18 protein-coding genes, 1 pseudogene and 1 riboswitch are annotated in these 16,579 nt (G+C 41.1%); of the genes and pseudogenes, 14 read left to right on the forward strand and 5 right to left on the reverse strand.

All coding sequences use genetic code 11. From position 1 onward, the window contains the following. Nucleotides 1–23 precede the first annotated feature (23 nt). Nucleotides 24–1,031: a carbohydrate kinase gene (locus tag SOI84_RS06790; protein ID WP_320673797.1), complete on the forward strand. Its 1,008-nt coding sequence runs from the start codon at nt 24–26 to the stop codon at nt 1,029–1,031. Here the strand turns inward: SOI84_RS06790 and tsaE are convergent. Beyond that, a complete protein-coding gene (tsaE, locus tag SOI84_RS06795) occupies nt 995–1,513 on the reverse strand; it encodes a tRNA (adenosine(37)-N6)-threonylcarbamoyltransferase complex ATPase subunit type 1 TsaE (protein WP_320673798.1) in 519 nt (172 codons plus the stop codon). The genes SOI84_RS06790 and tsaE overlap by 37 nt on opposite strands. A gap of 24 nt (nt 1,514–1,537) precedes the next feature. Between tsaE and ahcY the strand changes: the two genes are divergently transcribed. Together ahcY and SOI84_RS06805 are read left to right on the forward strand one after the other, a co-directional pair. Next, complete coding sequence (gene ahcY / locus SOI84_RS06800; protein ID WP_320675406.1) at nt 1,538–2,968, forward strand: adenosylhomocysteinase; 1,431 nt, start codon at nt 1,538–1,540, stop codon at nt 2,966–2,968. 21 nt (nt 2,969–2,989) lie between these two features. Continuing rightward, nucleotides 2,990–3,649: a DedA family protein gene (locus tag SOI84_RS06805; protein WP_320673799.1), complete on the forward strand. Its 660-nt coding sequence runs from the start codon at nt 2,990–2,992 to the stop codon at nt 3,647–3,649. 16 nt (nt 3,650–3,665) lie between these two features. On the opposite strand, the gene SOI84_RS06810 is transcribed toward SOI84_RS06805, so the two are convergent. Next, the gene (locus SOI84_RS06810) at nt 3,666–4,037 is read right to left on the reverse strand and encodes a single-stranded DNA-binding protein (protein WP_320673800.1); all 372 of its coding nucleotides are present in this window, start codon (nt 4,035–4,037) and stop codon (nt 3,666–3,668) included. Nucleotides 4,038–4,179: 142 nt separating this feature from the next. On the opposite strand from SOI84_RS06810, the gene SOI84_RS06815 reads away from it, so the two are divergent. The 6 genes from SOI84_RS06815 to SOI84_RS06840 all read left to right on the forward strand — a co-directional run bounded on the left by SOI84_RS06815 (nt 4,180) and on the right by SOI84_RS06840 (nt 9,529). Then, the gene (locus SOI84_RS06815; RefSeq protein WP_320675408.1) at nt 4,180–5,232 is read left to right on the forward strand and encodes a rod shape-determining protein; all 1,053 of its coding nucleotides are present in this window, start codon (nt 4,180–4,182) and stop codon (nt 5,230–5,232) included. A gap of 5 nt (nt 5,233–5,237) precedes the next feature. Continuing rightward, nucleotides 5,238–5,984, forward strand: a complete 747-nt coding sequence (gene mreC / locus SOI84_RS06820; protein WP_320673801.1) for a rod shape-determining protein MreC — start codon at nt 5,238–5,240, stop codon at nt 5,982–5,984. Beyond that, nucleotides 5,984–6,514, forward strand: coding sequence for a rod shape-determining protein MreD (locus SOI84_RS06825; protein ID WP_320673802.1), 531 nt, complete (start codon nt 5,984–5,986; stop codon nt 6,512–6,514). Before mreC ends, SOI84_RS06825 begins: the two co-directional genes overlap by 1 nt. Nucleotides 6,515–6,817: 303 nt before the next feature. Continuing rightward, entirely contained in the window at nt 6,818–7,630 is an 813-nt protein-coding gene (rpaB, locus tag SOI84_RS06830; RefSeq protein ID WP_320673803.1) for a response regulator transcription factor RpaB, read from the forward strand. A 71-nt stretch (nt 7,631–7,701) separates the two neighbouring features. Continuing rightward, nucleotides 7,702–9,207, forward strand: a complete 1,506-nt coding sequence (lysS, locus tag SOI84_RS06835) for a lysine--tRNA ligase (protein ID WP_320673804.1) — start codon at nt 7,702–7,704, stop codon at nt 9,205–9,207. 58 nt (nt 9,208–9,265) lie between these two features. Further along, complete coding sequence (locus SOI84_RS06840; protein WP_320673805.1) at nt 9,266–9,529, forward strand: hypothetical protein; 264 nt, start codon at nt 9,266–9,268, stop codon at nt 9,527–9,529. 86 nt (nt 9,530–9,615) lie between these two features. Here the strand turns inward: SOI84_RS06840 and SOI84_RS06845 are convergent, their stop codons facing one another. Further along, a complete protein-coding gene (locus SOI84_RS06845; protein ID WP_320673806.1) occupies nt 9,616–9,846 on the reverse strand; it encodes a hercynine metabolism small protein in 231 nt (76 codons plus the stop codon). 85 nt (nt 9,847–9,931) lie between these two features. Continuing rightward, nucleotides 9,932–10,429, reverse strand: coding sequence for an SsrA-binding protein SmpB (smpB, locus tag SOI84_RS06850; protein WP_320673807.1), 498 nt, complete (start codon nt 10,427–10,429; stop codon nt 9,932–9,934). A gap of 158 nt (nt 10,430–10,587) precedes the next feature. Between smpB and ruvB the strand changes: the two are divergent. From ruvB to thiC, 5 genes and pseudogenes are all read left to right on the forward strand, one after another. Next, nucleotides 10,588–11,538, forward strand: a pseudogene (gene ruvB, locus SOI84_RS06855) (Holliday junction branch migration DNA helicase RuvB); the annotation flags it as partial. A gap of 71 nt (nt 11,539–11,609) precedes the next feature. Beyond that, on the forward strand, nt 11,610–12,347 hold the full coding sequence (locus SOI84_RS06860; RefSeq protein WP_320673809.1) for a tetratricopeptide repeat protein: 738 nt from the start codon (nt 11,610–11,612) through the stop codon (nt 12,345–12,347). Further along, a complete protein-coding gene (locus SOI84_RS06865) occupies nt 12,344–13,522 on the forward strand; it encodes an amidohydrolase (protein ID WP_320673810.1) in 1,179 nt (392 codons plus the stop codon). Before SOI84_RS06860 ends, SOI84_RS06865 begins: the two co-directional genes overlap by 4 nt. A 12-nt stretch (nt 13,523–13,534) precedes the next feature. Continuing rightward, entirely contained in the window at nt 13,535–13,765 is a 231-nt protein-coding gene (locus SOI84_RS06870) for a DUF3188 domain-containing protein (protein WP_320673811.1), read from the forward strand. Nucleotides 13,766–13,905: 140 nt separating this feature from the next. Then, nucleotides 13,906–14,011: riboswitch (TPP riboswitch) on the forward strand. Between the two features lie 45 nt (nt 14,012–14,056). After that, nucleotides 14,057–15,457 carry a phosphomethylpyrimidine synthase ThiC gene (thiC, locus tag SOI84_RS06875; protein ID WP_320673812.1) on the forward strand — a complete coding sequence of 467 codons (1,401 nt, stop codon included), beginning with the start codon at nt 14,057–14,059 and terminating at the stop codon, nt 15,455–15,457. Nucleotides 15,458–15,541: 84 nt separating this feature from the next. Here the strand turns inward: thiC and SOI84_RS06880 are convergent, their stop codons facing one another. After that, nucleotides 15,542–16,519 (reverse strand): UDP-glucuronic acid decarboxylase family protein, encoded by a 978-nt coding sequence (locus SOI84_RS06880; protein ID WP_320673813.1) that lies wholly within the window; start codon nt 16,517–16,519, stop codon nt 15,542–15,544. Nucleotides 16,520–16,579: the final 60 nt, after the last annotated feature.

A 16,579-nucleotide genomic window follows, 5' to 3' on the forward strand; every position in this document is an offset into this window, starting at 1 on the left:
CTTATATTAAAGTTTATTTGTCAGTGACTAGAACTTTGCCAGTTGTTGCCTGCCTTGGTGAGGCATTAGTGGATCGCTTAGGACCCTTAGGTGGAGATCCATTAATAGATAAACCTGTTATTGATTGTTTTGGTGGTGCACCAGCCAATGTTGCATGTGGTCTTGCAAAATTAGGGACCAATGTTGCTTTTATAGGCCGTTTAGGTAGTGATGTTATATCAGATAAATTTAGGAATCTAATGAAAATTAGAGGTGTTAATATAATTGGATTACAGACTGATTTCAAGAGACCTTGCCGGATTGTATTAGTACGTAGAAGCAACTGTGGAGAGAGGACTTTTAATGGGTTTGAAGGAGATCAGGGTGATGGTTTTGCTGATCAAGCACTTGATATAAATCAATTAAAAGAGACATTCCAGATACTGTCTAAAAAGGTTTCCTGGTTGTTAATAGGATCTATTCCTTTGGCGAGTCCAATATCTCGAGAGGCTTTACATTGGATTGTTGATATGGCTATTAAACAAGGGATTAATATTGTATTTGATGTGAATTGGCGGCCAACTTTCTGGAATCCCAATATGGATCCAACTACAGGACCAAATTTGCTTTCTATAAAAGAGATTACATATCTTTTTGAGTGCGCATCTTTGCTAAAACTTGCTAGAGAGGAGGCGCTATGGTTTTTTGAAAATGATGACCCTAAAAAGATATCATTATCCTTATCAAAAAAACCTGATGTGGTTATTACAGATGGTGCCAGACCTATTAATTGGTTTTTGGGTGGTAACTCTGGTCAAACAGCAACAATAGTACCAAAAGTTGTTCAAGATACTACGGGAGCAGGTGATGCTTTTATGGCAGGATTTCTTCATAAATTAGCTTTAGACTCTTATTCTGAAAATAAAACTATTGACTTCCATGAAGTTGTTCGTTTTGCAGCCGCATGTGGTGCGATTACATGTTCTGGATCTGGAGCAATTGACCCTCAACCCACTCAGGCTGAAGTAGAGAAATTTTTGAATTTTATTTGAGGTCTTTTTAAATATGCTCTACGACCACCATTTGGTTCGTATTGTATTTCTATGACTAATGCTTCAACTAAGTTTAGGCTTAATCTTTCGGGCCATTCTACTACTATGATTGCTCTTTTTGCTTTGGCCTCTTCTTCCTCTTGCAGGAACAATTGATTGGCTGAATCAATATTTTCGATTCGATATAGGTCTAAATGTATTAACGCAAAGGTTTCTCCTTGGTAATGTTGTGAAAGGGCAAATGTCGGGCTTGTAATGGGTTCATATATTCCTAATCCCAAGGCAAGACCTTGAACAAGAGAGGTTTTTCCAGCCCCAAGAGGTCCTTTAAGGAGGAGAATTCCAACATTGTCGAGTTCTGAAACAAGAGATTCTCCAAGTTTTTTTGTACTGGCTAAATCTTTGAGGATTAAACCTTTATCAGTAGATTGGCTCTTAGGTGATTCGGAAGCCTTTGAGCTTTCGTCGTGTTTCTCTTTCACATTTTCCTCTCAAGAGCTCTAACCATGGTGGCAGCGAAAGTCTCAAATTCCCTAATTCAGCAAACCCCTAATTTCGTTGTCGCGGACATGGAATTAGCCGACTTTGGACGGAAGGAGCTTGCAATAGCTCAAACTGAGATGCCTGGTTTAATGGCCCTTAGGTCGAAGTATGGGGATGAACAGCCTCTTAAAGGAGCGCGTATTGCTGGAAGTTTGCATATGACCATTCAGACAGGAGTTTTAATTGAAACTCTTGTCTCGTTAGGTGCGGAGGTTCGTTGGGCTTCGTGCAATATTTTTTCTACACAAGATCATGCTGCTGCGGCTATTGCTGCTACAGGAGTCCCCGTTTTTGCTGTCAAAGGTGAGACTTTAGAGGAGTATTGGAAATATACACACCATATTCTTGAATGGGGTGATGGAGGCTCACCCAACATGATTTTGGATGATGGAGGTGATGCAACTGGGTTGGTAATGCTTGGATCGAAGGCAGAATCAGAACCTGCTGTATTGGATAACCCGAATAATGATGAAGAGGTCGCATTATTTGCTTCTATTCGAAGCAAATTAAAGGAAGATTCATCTTTTTATTCACGAATTAAAAGGACTATTCAAGGTGTAACCGAAGAAACCACAACGGGTGTGGCACGCCTCTATCAGATGCATAAACGAGGTGAGTTAGTTTTCCCAGCGATTAACGTTAATGATTCAGTTACTAAAAGTAAGTTTGATAATCTTTATGGGTGTAGAGAGTCCTTAGTAGATGGAATTAAACGAGCTACTGATGTAATGGTTGCAGGCAAAATTGCTCTTGTATTGGGCTACGGAGATGTAGGGAAAGGTTCAGCTCAATCCTTGAGAGGATTGGGTGCAACTGTCATGATTGCTGAAATTGATCCAATATGTGCTCTTCAGGCTTCAATGGAGGGTTATCGGGTTGTAAGATTGGAAGAAGTAGTTCAAGATGTAGATATTTTTGTTACTGCAACTGGAAATTTTCAAGTAATACGACATGAGCATTTGATTCGCATGAAGGATGAAGCTATTGTTTGTAATATTGGTCATTTTGATAATGAGATTGATGTAGCTTCATTGAAGAATTATGAGTGGGAATCAATAAAGCCTCAAGTAGATCATATAACTTTGCCGAGTGGAAATAAAATTATCCTTCTTGCTGAAGGTAGATTGGTAAATTTAGGTTGTGCAACAGGTCATCCAAGTTTTGTAATGAGCAATTCATTTACGAATCAGGTTTTAGCCCAAATAGAGTTGTTTACTAAAAAAGATAAATATGAAAATCGAGTTTATGTATTGCCAAAGCATCTTGATGAAATGGTTGCTCGATTACATCTTGATAGGATTGGAGCAAGGTTAACTGAGTTAACAGAAACTCAAGCCAAATATATAAGTGTTCCCGTTGAAGGTCCTTATAAGCCAGATCACTATAGATATTGACAACTTGATAGGAATTAAGGCATGGATTTCTCTGATTTTATTTCGCAATTACCTCAATTAATTGGACAAGCTGTTGCAGCCAATCAATGGATGGGATATTTGGCAATTTTTTTGGCAATGTTTCTTGAAAACTTATTCCCGCCAATTCCCTCTGAATTGATAATGCCACTAGGTGGATTTTATGTTCATCAAGGTCAATTGCAGCTTTTCCCTGTTGTTCTTGCTGGTTTATTAGGTACTTTGCTCGGAGCTTTTCCCTGGTATTACATTGGCCGATTTGCAAATGAAGAACGCTTAGAAGCATGGTTAAGGCGAAATGGTCGTTGGATTGGCATTAGTCCTGATGAGTTGTCAAGGAGTAGAAGCTGGTTTAGTCGATATGGTTCTTTATTAGTTTTTTGGGGAAGATTAGTTCCAGGTATTAGAACATTAATTTCTGTGCCTGCAGGAATAGAACTAATGCCATTGAGCCCATTTTTACTTTGGACAACGGCAGGGAGTTTTATTTGGACATTACTTCTTACCCTCGCAGGATTTGCGTTAGGTGAGAGTTATAGTTCTGTTGAAACTTGGATTGAGCCTGTTTCTAAGATTATAAAGACTTTGCTTGCAACTTTATTAATAATTTCCTTTTGTTGGTTGATCTTTCGAGCTTGGAATAGAAGAAATAATAATCATTGATTATTTTTTTGCCTTATTAAAAAGGCACTTCGTCTTGATTCGGAGAATTACTGTAGCCACTTCCCTCTTGGTCCCTTTTCGAACCCATTAGTTCTAGGCGTTCAACACGAACTACAGGCTTACTTCTTTCTTCACCATTATTTTTGTCATTCCAGCGATCCAATTTAAAGCTGCCAACAACACCAATTAGTGAACCTTTTTTAACGTAGTCAGCTGCAACTTGTGCTTGTTTTCCCCAAATTTCTAGGTTGAACCAGTCTGGTTCTTCGTCGCGACTTCTTCGATTAACAGCCAAGGTTAGGTTCGCGACAACGCTACCTGATTCGAAGTACCTAACGTCAGGGTCTCTGCCTGCCCGACCGACTAATGTGACGGAATTAACACTCATTTCTCAAAAAGGTAATGGTGATTTTATTAATAATGGGGGAATTTACAGTCAAATAACTATAGGAGTTTTATCTATTAAAGCTTTACTTCATTGGGTTTAATTCCAACTGCCCCTATGATTCGCCGGATTGGCTCTTTCACTCGTGTTTTTTAGACGCTTCAAGCTATCCAGGGATATTGGTATTGACCTGGGGACAGCGAATACTCTGATTTACGTATCAGGGAAAGGAATTGTCCTTCAGGAGCCCTCTGTTGTTGCAATGGATTTAGAGGAAGGGGTTCCGTTGGCTGTTGGTGATGATGCCAAGTTGATGCTTGGTAGGACACCAGGCAATATTCGCGCTGTTAGACCTTTGCGTGATGGTGTTATTGCTGATTTCGATGCAGCTGAACAGATGCTTAAAAGCTTTATTCAGAAATGCAATGAAGGTAGAGGAATTATTGCTCCCCGTTTAGTAGTTGGCATACCTAGTGGAGTCACAGGTGTTGAACGACGGGCTGTAAGAGAAGCTGGTATGGCAGGTGCTCGAGAGGTTCATTTAATCGATGAACCTGTTGCAGCAGCCATTGGCGCAAAGTTGCCTGTTACTGAACCTATAGGCACGATGATTGTTGATATTGGTGGGGGGACTACTGAAGTTGCTGTAATGAGTTTGGGAGGAACAGTTTTAAGTGAGTCGGTTCGCGTGGCTGGAGATGAGATCAATGATTCGATAGGAACGTATCTAAAGAAAGTTCATAATCTTGTTGTTGGAGAGCGCACGGCTGAGGAAATTAAAATTCGTATTGGATCAGCTTTTCCTGACAATGAGTTTGATTTGCAATCAATGGATGTGAGGGGTCTGCATATGCTTTCTGGCTTACCACGCTCGGTAAATCTTCAAGCTGGTGATTTACGTGAGGCTATGGCTGAGCCACTAAACAAAATTGTTGATGCAGTAAAAAGAACTCTTGAACGCACCCCTCCTGAGCTTGCTGCTGACATTGTTGATAGAGGCATCATGTTGGCTGGTGGTGGAGCTTTAGTAAGGGGGATAAGTGATTTAGTTAGCCATGAAACCGGGATCTTTACCCATGTAGCAGAAGACCCTTTGCTTTGTGTCGTAAATGGATGTGGCCAAGTCTTGGAGGACTTCAAGAGGCTTAGGCGGGTTCTTGATACTCCTGAATTTGCTAGGTCTGCTGTTAAGAACTGATTTAGATGAGAGCTCAGTTGTGGCGAGCTTCTCAGCGTTGGCGTTTGTTACGTCGTTTAGCTCCTTGGTTATTTTTAACTACAGCTCTTGTTGCAGTTCGATTTACCAAGGGTGCTGTTTTTTCTGATTTCTATGCATTATTTACAAAACCATTTTGGCCTGGTCAGGCTCAAAGGGAATGGATTGAAGGCGCCTTAAAGGTAGAACAAAAAGCGAAATTAAATTTGCTTCAGCAGGAAAATGATCGCCTTAAGTTATTGCTTTCTTTGGATAGTAAGACTAAAGCTAAAGGACTGATTTCTGCAGCAGTTATTTCTCGTAGATATGGAGGGTGGTGGCAACAATTAGAAATTGGTAAGGGACTATTGAATGGAATAGCTAAGGATGATGTAGTCATTGGTCCAGGTGGACTAGTTGGGAGAGTTAGTAGTGTTACGCCAGTAACCTCTCGAATCCTTTTATTAACTTCTCCTGCTAGCAAAGTTGCAGTTTGGGTGTCTAGAAATCAGCAACATGGGATGTTGATCGGTAATGGAACTAATCGACCTCAATTGGTTTTCTTAAATACTGAACCAAAGGTTGCGCCAGGAGATCTTGTGAGTACTTCACCAATCAGTACTTTGATGCCTCCTAATCTGCCTGTAGGAGTCATTCAATCTATTGATGCTGGTGCGTTACCTTCTCCGATAGCAAATGTTCAATTGATTGCCCCTCCTGAAGCTATTGATTGGGTTCAAGTCAGGACGCGCTGATGCTCAAGACTTTTTATAAGACTTCTTGGTGGCTGTCATTGTTGACAGTCCCTTTTTTAACTCTCTTGGCTCCTAAGTGGTTAAGTGTTGCAGGAGTGGGACCTTGTTGGGCTGTGTTGTGGTTATTGCCATGGTCTCTTGAAGAAGGCATGTTTGCCGCTGTCATGGCTGGGTTTTTTCTTGGTTTGTTATTAGATGCACTTAGTGTTGGTGGAGCAACCCTTATGCCTGTATTAATGGCACTTGGTTTCTGGTGGGGTTGGTTAGGAAGATATGGATCAGTGATTGAGGGGACATTAAATTTGGGTCTTCTGGCTTGGTTGGGATCAGTTTTTTCTAGTCTTAGTTTATTGGTACAGATTGTACTTTTCCATCATGATCATCCGAGTAATATAATTATTAGTTGGGCATGGCAAACCTTAATCATTCAATCTGTTCTAACAGGTTTGTCTGCACCATTGATAAGTTCTGGGTTTTTGGTGTTGTTAAGACGAAGGAAGTTGAGAAAAAGCTTTAATTCGGATGCTTAGAATATTCATATTTTTTGAACTTCTAAAAAAGATTTTTTGCTGTTCTTGTTTTCGAAGGATATTGAGTATGATTCTTTGAAAGATTTCAAGAACTGTTTCGAGATTCAGCTAATCAAGGATGAGGCTAAAGATTAAGGGGAATGCAGACCTAACAAGTCTCATGAGAAATTAGTTGAAAAATTAAGTATAAATACGTAAGTGTAAAACCTTAAAAAATTTGGAAAAAGGCTTCTTTTTGATCTTTTTAGCGCCTTTTGATTTTGTCGAAAGTATATAGTTGATTTTCTTTATGAGGAATTGCTGATGCGTGGGGGCGGTTCATCCCATTTAGAAAGCATTAATAGCTCAGCTGATCAGAAGGGCCCAGTGAACCCAAAGGCCACTCTTTTGGTGGTTGATGACGAACCAGCTGTATTACGTGTTCTAGTAACTCGCCTTCAGTTAGCCGGTTACAAGGTTTTGTCCGCTGAGGATGGTGAACAGGCACTAGAAGTATTTCATCGGGAGTCACCTGATTTAGTTGTGCTAGATGTGATGCTTCCAAAATTAGATGGCTTCGCAGTTTGCAGAAGACTTCGAGCAGAGTCATGTGTTCCGATTATTTTTTTAACAGCCTTAGAGGCAATCTCAGAAAAAGTTGCAGGTTTAGATTTAGGAGCTGATGATTACCTTTCAAAACCATTTAGCCCTAAAGAATTAGAAGCAAGGATTGCAACTATTCTCCGCAGGGTAGGTCCTGGGACTTCAATTGCAGAGCCCCGAGAACTTCCAGTAGGTCAAGGAGTTCTCAGAGTGGGTGATTTAGTAGTTGATACGAATCGAAGGCAGGTAAGTAGAGCTGGAGAACGTATTGGATTGACCTATACCGAATTTAGTTTGTTAGAGCTTTTGTTTAGAGAGCCAGGACGAGTAGTGCCAAGAGCAGAGATTCTTGAACAGTTGTGGGGCTATCCTCCACGTCGTGCTGCTGATCTCAGAGTTGTTGATGTTTACGTTGCAAGACTGAGAGGAAAGCTTGAGCCAGACCCAAGAAATCCAGAATTAATTCTTACGGTACGAGGTATTGGTTACGCTTCTCAAAGAATGGGTGAATTCCCTGCGGTTATAGCCAGTTGATAAACCCATTGGTCAATGGCTTTTATTTGTCCAATTAACCGGCAATATTACGCCCGTGTGCTTTGAAGGCCTTGTCTGATCTTCGTGAGACCCGTCTTGAAAAGTCTCAAACCCTTAGGGATTTAGGAAAGGGTCCATATGCAATGCGTTTTAAAAAAACGCATTCTGCTTCTCAATTACAAGAAGATCATATTGACCTTGGTAAAGGCCAAGAGCTTGATTTAGAGGTTGCTATAGCCGGTCGGGTTATGGCTAGGCGAGTTTTGGGGAAACTGGCTTTTTTTACACTTGCTGATGAGACAGGGCAAATACAGCTTTTTTTGGAGAAGGCAATCCTTGAATCCGTGAGTTCTAAAGGGGAGAAATTAAATGCTTTTAAAGAGCTAACAACCCTTGTAGATGTAGGAGATTGGATAGGTGTGTATGGAACTTTAAGAAGAACTGATAGAGGTGAACTCTCTATCAAGGTAAGGAAATGGGAAATGCTCAGTAAATCATTACAGCCTCTGCCTGATAAATGGCATGGTTTGTCCGATGTCGAGAAGCGCTACCGGCAAAGATATTTGGACTTAGTTGTTTCTCCTCAATCTCGTGAAACTTTTAGAAGGCGTGCACTTACGGTGAGATCTATTCGCCGATGGTTAGATAAACGAGAATTTTTAGAGATTGAGACACCTGTTTTGCAGTCAGAGGCGGGAGGTGCGGAGGCCAGACCTTTTGTAACTCATCACAATACGCTTGATCTCCCTCTTTATCTTCGAATTGCTACGGAGTTGCATCTTAAAAGGTTAGTTGTGGGTGGTTTTGAGCGTGTTTATGAACTAGGTAGAATCTTTCGTAATGAAGGAGTTAGCACAAGACACAATCCTGAATTCACATCTGTAGAGATTTATCAGGCTTTTGCTGACTACATCGACATGATGAAACTTACCGAAGAGTTGATTTCTTCAGTTGCTTTAGATGTTTGTGGGTCAACAAAAATTTCCTATCAGGGAAATGTGATTGATTTGTCATCCCCTTGGAGAAGGGCCACGATGCATGAGCTGGTTCAAGAGGCTACGGGGATTGATTTCAATACATTTAGTGATCAAAGAGATTCTGCGGCGGCGGCAATGCAATCGATCGGCCTAAACGTTCCAGAAGCTGCTGACACAGTTGGACGTTTATTAAATGTTGCGTTTGAAGAAGCAGTTGAACCTAATTTGATTCAGCCAACATTTGTTCTTGATTACCCCATTGAGATTTCTCCCTTGGCTAGACCTCATCGCAACAAGCACGGGCTTGTTGAACGTTTTGAGCTATTTATTGCTGGAAGGGAAACTGCAAATGCATTTAGCGAATTGATAGACCCAATTGATCAACGGGAGCGCTTTGAGGTCCAGCAACTTCGACGGCAAGCTGGTGATTTGGAAGCTCATGGTGTTGATGAAGATTTTCTTCAAGCACTTGAGGTTGGTATGCCTCCGACAGGAGGCTTGGGGATTGGGATTGATCGCTTGGTGATGTTGCTCACTGATAGCCCATCTATTAGGGATGTGATTGCATTTCCTCTACTTCGACCGGACTCAAGGACATAATTCACACAGATGGAACCATCAAAGTGGATAATTGATGTAGTGGCAATGTCCTTAAGAGATGAGTGGTGAGCGCGTAGGTTTCCGCTTCAAGCACACCGATGCGGTGGTCAAGCGCAATCCCCAGGGCCGTTCGCGGCGAGGCTGGGTTATTGAACCTGTTGAACAGACCACCAGCAGAGGTACCAAGATGCCGGCTTATCGCATCCGATGGCGCGATAGTGAAAGACCAGAAATTGTGCTGCAGCATATGCTGATAGCTGATCCTGATCCAACACCTCCCCCAGAGAATGTGAGTCTTGAACCACCAGCTCCAAAAAGCTGAGTTTTCTTCTTGACTTTATAAATCATGGATGCTGCATGATTGGCAGGAATTAGATTTCTCCGATTATGATTTCAGTCAGCACACCTTCAATGTGGGTTGGCAGCTTTTGTGATTATAGGATTTTCGACTTCTTGTTTTAAGAAAGTAACAGCTGCTTCCTTCGAGTTCAAAAGCAGCTGAGTGATCTTGGCCAGGTATTTATCCTCAATGCCTTGTTCAGTTAGGTTTTCAAAGGTTGATTTGTAAAGATCTTCGATTTGAGTGATCATGTTTTCTCTGATTACTCGAATTTTTTCACGTTGTTCGTTCTGGCTCATTTTTTTGTTCACCCGTGACCGTGGAAATTAATAGACTTTTTCAAAAAACCATTGCAAGGAGAGATGTTTTTCAATGTGAATGTGGTTAATATCTTGCAAGAGCATTTCTTGTCTCAACCTTAGCTTCCTTATTCTTTTCGGCCTGTCTTTTATCATGAAGTTTTCGACCTTTAGCAATACCTAATGAAACTTTGATCCATGAGCCTTTTAAGTGAAGATTTAATGGAATTAATGTTAACCCTTTTTTTTCAATTTGATTTTTTAATTTTTTAATTTCTCTACGGTGAGCAAGTAATTTTCGTATTCGTAATGGTTCATGATTAAAATAACTACCCGAGTGACTATTTGGTGATATGTGAACATTGTGCAGGTGTAATTCGCCTTTACGAATTAGACAGAAACCATCTCTAAGATTTGCCTGGCCAGCTCTAATTGACTTAACTTCTGTTCCCAATAGCTCGATTCCAGTTTCAAGGGTTTCAAGGATTTCATACTGATGTCTGGCGAGGCGATTATCGGCCAAAAGTCGTTGGGCCTTTAATCGTTCTTTAGCATTTGCTTTTTTACCTTTTTTTTTACTCATGAGATTTAGAGAATGCTCCGAATGCATTCAGTTTTAAGTACCCTTGCAACATGGCGATTGTCTCTTCTGGTGACGGCAGCCCGTCTTCAAAATCTTCCAGGTCCAGGCCTAGGGTGATGGATGCTGCATTGTCGCAAGAAGATCAGCTGACATCAATAGAGGATGGTCTTAGGCCTCGATCTTTACAGGATTACATTGGACAATCAGAGTTGAAGCAGGTTTTGGAAATCGCGGTTAAAGCTGCGTTAGGGAGAGGAGATGCTTTAGATCATGTTTTGTTGTATGGCCCCCCTGGCTTAGGGAAGACAACAATGGCACTAGTTCTGGCAGAAGAGTTGGGAGTTAGGTGTCGTATCACTAGTGCACCCTCGCTTGAGAGACCCCGTGACATCGTTGGACTGTTAGTAAATATGCAACCAAGAGAAATGTTGTTTATTGATGAGATTCATCGTCTTTCCAAAGTTGCCGAAGAACTTTTGTATCCCGCTATGGAAGATCGAAGGCTTGATATAAATGTTGGGAGGGGGACAACTGCACGTACACGAATGCTTCAGTTGGCTCCATTTACACTTGTGGGTGCAACCACGAAGGCCGGCTTGCTTAGCTCTCCTTTGAGAGATCGTTTTGGATTGATTCAAAGGTTAAATTTTTATCAATTGAATGAACTTCACTTAATCGTTGAGCGAACAGCCGGATTAATGAACTTACCTTTAACTAATAATGCCTCTAAGGAGATAGCTTTGCGTTGTAGAGGTACCCCAAGAATTGCCAATCGACTTTTGCGAAGAGTTCGAGATGTTGCATCGGTAAAAGGTCGAGAATCCTTCATTGATGAACGATTAGTAGATGAGGCTTTGTCTCTTCATAGTGTTGATAGAAAAGGTCTTGATTCGAATGATCGTCGTTTGATGAAATTAATTCTTGAATCTTTTGATGGTGGTCCAGTGGGTCTTGAGACAATTGCCGCTGCTCTTGGTGACGATCCAAATACACTTGAATCTGTTGTAGAACCATTCCTTCTTCAATTAGGCTTTTTAAAGCGCACCAATAGAGGCAGAGTAGTTACAAATGAAGGGAGGAGTCATCTTGGTTGGCCAGATGGAAAATGATTTATTTATTTAGTCAAAGTTTTCAAGGTTTAGTTTTAAACCTGTTTTTATGTTTGTATTTATTTGTTGGCATGGTCCAACCCTTACAGGCTTCGTCTTCTCTAGGAGTAAAACAAAAGTTTGAAACAGCTCTTCAAACTACTAATGATGGTGATTTCCCTAAAGCACTGATTCTTTGGAATGAGGTTCTGGAAATGACACCGAATGATTCTGCTGCTTTGAGTAATCGTGGAAATGTTCGTTTGGTGCTTGGTGATCCAAATGGCGCGATTCTTGATCAGACAAATGCTTTGAAGTTGAGCCCTTTTGAAATAGATCCGCATCTAAATCGTGGGATTGCGGAAGAGGCTCTTAAAGATTGGGACTCGGCAATTATCGATTACAAATGGATACTCGAAAGAGAGCCTGATAATGCTTCTGCTCTTTATAATCTCGCAAATGTTTCTGGCTTCAAGGGTGATTGGGACCAAGCGAAGGCATTATTTAGTCAGGCTGCTTTTGCCAGACCTGGCTTCGCTTTGGCTCGTTCTAGTAAGGCTTTGTCTGATTATCAGTTGGAGCAATTTGATGATGCAGAAGTTGAGCTAAGAAATCTCATTAGAAGGTATCCGATGATGGCAGATGCCCGTGCTGCTCTAAGTGCTTTGTTATGGCGAAAAGGGTTTTATGGTGAAGCGGAAAGCAATTGGGCGGCTGCTTCAGGCCTTGACAATCGCTATAGGCAACGTGATTGGCTATTGAAGATTCGTCGTTGGCCACCTCGACCTACCGAGGATTTGATGGCTTTTCTAGCTTTAGAGAAACCATGAGTAATTTTTCTTCGTCCTCTTTTGCTACAGAGCTTGAGAAAATTCAGTCTGAATTACTAGAAATCCGGAGACATTTGCATGCGCATCCTGAGTTAAGTGGTGAGGAGCATCAAACTGCCGCATTAGTTGCTGGTGATCTTAGAAGTCATGGTTGGGAAGTTCGAGAGGCTGTTGGTCGAACAGGTGTCCTGGCTGAGTTTGGACCTGATACAGGACCATTAGTTGGCGTTCGAGTGGATATGGATGCATTGCCTGTTGAAGAAAGAACAGGTTTGCCATATTCCTCTAAACGAATCGGATTAATGCATGCTTGTGGTCATGATTTACATACTTGTATAGGCATTGGCATTGGCAGACTTCTTGCCCAAGAAGCTTCGTTATCTGCACGGGTCCGTTTGTTATTTCAACCAGCAGAAGAATTAGCTCAGGGCGCGAGATGGATGAAAGAAGATGGAGCGATTAATAATCTAGAGGCTCTTTTTGGGGTTCACGTTTGCCCATCTTTACCCGTCGGTACGATTGGTGTGAAAGGTGGTCTTTTGACAGCTGAAGCTGGTGAATTGGAAATTGAAGTTTTCGGAGAAGGAGGGCATGGAGCAAGACCTCATGAGTCAATTGATGCGATATGGATTGCAGCAAGAGTTGTAGCAGGTCTCCAAGAGGCCATTAGTAGACGTTTGGATGCTTTGAATCCAATTGTGATTAGTTTTGGTCGAATTGAAGGAGGGAAAGCTTTTAATGTGATTGCAGATCGTGTTCGTTTACTTGGGACAGTTCGTTGTTTAGATTCTTCATTAACGGAAAGTTTGCCTATATGGATTGAAGAAATTGTTCAGGGCATTTGTTCTACTTTTGGAGCTACAGCTGTTGTTAGGTATCGAAGAATTGCTCCACCTGTTTATAACGACCCGGAACTTACATCTATTTTAGAAAAGGCTGCTATTGAGGTATTAGGGCAAGAAAAGGTGTTGCAGCTAGATAGGCCTTCGCTTGGTGCAGAGGATTTTGCAGAGCTTTTAGTGACTGTTCCTGGCACGATGTTTCGTTTAGGAGTCGCAGGAAAGACTGGATGTGCTCCTTTACATAATGGTAATTTTTGTCCAGAGGAAAGCAGTTTATTTTTTGGCATTCGAGTAATAATGGCTACTTTGTTAGCTTGGATGAAAATAAATTAACGTTAAATTACTTTGTCGCGATCTTTCAAACTCCTGAGTAACATTTGGCTCTCACTTGCAGCACCTCTGCTCATTTTGATTTCTATTTTTGGCTTAACTCAGAGGCATGAGACCAATCGACTGCAATCATTGCCTGCGTTTTTGGTAGGAACTGGGTTGATTGTTAGTAGTGCAGCTAGTAGAAAGCTTCGACGTTCAAAAATCTTGTTGGCATTAAGAGATGTTGATGGAAAGGGTCTATGAGTTCAATCCCCCCTCCATATGTAGTTTTTCATTTGTGTCGTATGGAAAGTCATTGCAATCAATGTTGATATTTTTTGAAGATCCGATAAAAAAATTCAAATACATAATTGCTGCTTGGGGTTCAAAAAGTCGCTAGCTTTTAAACACACTAGGGGTGCTAAGAGAAGCATTGCCTCTCTGGCTGAGATCACACCCTCTGAACCTGATCTGGGTTACGCCGGCGAAGGGAAGTGAAAGGGCGTGATCTTTGTAAAGAATTAGCCCTTTCATTTTTTCAAGCGCCTTAAAGACATGCGAGCATCCTGGATTTCTGCACGGAAAGGTAAAGCCAATGTTTCTCAATTGCATTTCGCAAGACAAGGAATGGTCACAGAAGAGATGTCTTATGTGGCGCAACGAGAGCAATTGCCAGAATCTCTAGTTAGGGAAGAGGTGGCTAGAGGCAGGATGATTATTCCTGCCAACATCAATCATATAAATCTTGAGCCTATGGCAATTGGGATTGCTTCTAGCTGCAAGGTCAATGCAAATATTGGTGCATCTCCAAATGCGAGTGATGTGAAGGAGGAGCTCAAAAAACTTCAACTTGCTGTGAAGTATGGAGCTGATACTGTTATGGATTTATCAACGGGGGGAGTGAATCTTGACGAGGTTAGAGAGGCCATTATCAAGGCTTCACCTGTTCCTATAGGCACTGTTCCTGTCTATCAAGCATTAGAAAGTGTGCATGGCTCGATTGAGAAATTATCTGAAGATGATTTCCTTCATATCATTGAAAAACATTGCAAGCAGGGAGTTGATTATCAGACTATTCATGCAGGATTACTTATTGAACATCTTCCAAAAACTAAAGGCCGTCTTACTGGAATAGTTAGTAGGGGTGGAGGAATCCTTGCGCAATGGATGCTTTATCACCATAAACAAAATCCTCTGTTTACAAGGTTTGAGGATATTTGTGAGATCTTCAAGCAATATGACTGTTCTTTTTCCTTGGGAGATTCACTTCGTCCAGGCTGTCTTCATGATGCTTCAGATGAAGCTCAAATGGCAGAGTTGAAAACCTTAGGTGAATTGACAAAAGTTGCCTGGAAGCATGATGTGCAGGTCATGGTCGAAGGTCCTGGACATGTTCCAATGGATCAAATTGAGTTCAACGTTCGTAAGCAAATGGAGGAGTGTGATGAAGCTCCTTTTTATGTACTTGGACCTTTAGTTACAGATATTGCTCCCGGTTATGACCACATTACTAGTGCTATTGGGGCGGCGATGGCAGGGTGGTATGGCACAGCAATGTTGTGCTATGTCACTCCAAAAGAACATCTAGGTCTTCCTAATCCTGACGATGTAAGAGAGGGGTTGATTGCTTATAAAATTGCTGCTCATGCGGCAGACGTTGCACGACATAGGGCAGGTGCACGCAATCGTGATGATCAATTAAGTCGAGCTCGTTATGCTTTTGATTGGAATAAGCAGTTTGATTTATCTCTAGATCCTGAGCGGGCACGGGAATACCATGATGAGACTTTACCTGCTGATATTTATAAAGAGGCTGAATTTTGTTCGATGTGTGGACCAAAGCATTGTCCTATGCAGACCAAGATCTCCGATGATGATATTGATGAGTTAGAGAAAGTTCTTAAGGCTGATTGCGACTTAGATTCGGTTTCCCTTAAGATGAGTACCGAGAGATAAACTGTTTTGGATAGATTGAATTTTTGATATCGGAGATTAGCAGCTTGAATACTGGCACTTATTTACTTAAGCTACTTTTGACTTTTAGTCAATCAAGTGTTCTTTGAACCACTTTATAGTTTTATTTAAACCTTCATTAAGATTGATCTTAGGCTCCCACTCCAGCTCTTTTTTCGCTAATTCGATAATAGGCTGTCTTTTCAGTGGGTCATCGCTTGGTAGGGGCTTCATTATAAGGCGTAGTTGTGGGTTAACTTTTGAACGTATTAATTCAGCTAATTCTCTAATTGTAAATTCTTCAGGGTTACCCATATTGACAGGACCTTCATATTGACCATTCATAAGTAGAACCATACCTTCAATAAGATCATCTACATAACAGAATGATCTTGTCTGATTTCCATCTCCATAGATAGTAATTGGCTCATTTCTCAAGGCTTGGGTTACAAAATTACTGATAACTCGTCCATCCTTGGGGAGCATTCTTGGTCCATATGTATTAAAGATTCTGATCAACCTTATTTCTGTATTGTGCATTCTTTTGTAGTCAAAGCAAAGAGTCTCAGCGATTCTTTTCCCTTCGTCATAACAACTTCTTGTTCCTAGAGTATTGACTGACCCTTTATAGGTTTCTGGTTGAGGATGTATCTCAGGATTACCATATACTTCGCTTGTGCTGGCAAATAAAAGCCTCGCTCCAACCCTTCTTGCTAGGCCAAGCATATTGTATGTTCCAAGAAAACTTGTTTTGGCAGTTTTAATTGGATTGAATTGGTAATGGATAGGAGATGCTGGACAGGCTAAATGCCAAATTCTGTCAACTTCCAGACGAATTGGTTCGGTTACATCATGACGGATTAATTCGAAACGCGGATGTCCAATCCATTGCGAGACATTAGCTTTTATACCAGTAAAATAGTTGTCTAAACAGATAACCTCTTCGCCTTGATGCATTAGCTTATCTATTAGATGTGAACCTAGAAATCCTGCTCCTCCAGTTACAAGATTTCTATGATAGGTATTTTTGTTTGCCATAATTTTATCTTGTTTTTGACTGTGCATGTTTAGGTTTGATTTGTGTTTTTCAATTTGCTTCGATAAGAAAAAGCATACCTAGCCAAT

This window comes from Prochlorococcus sp. MIT 1341 (assembly GCF_034092415.1).
In the GTDB taxonomy this organism is placed as follows: Bacteria; Cyanobacteriota; Cyanobacteriia; order PCC-6307; family Cyanobiaceae; genus AG-363-P08.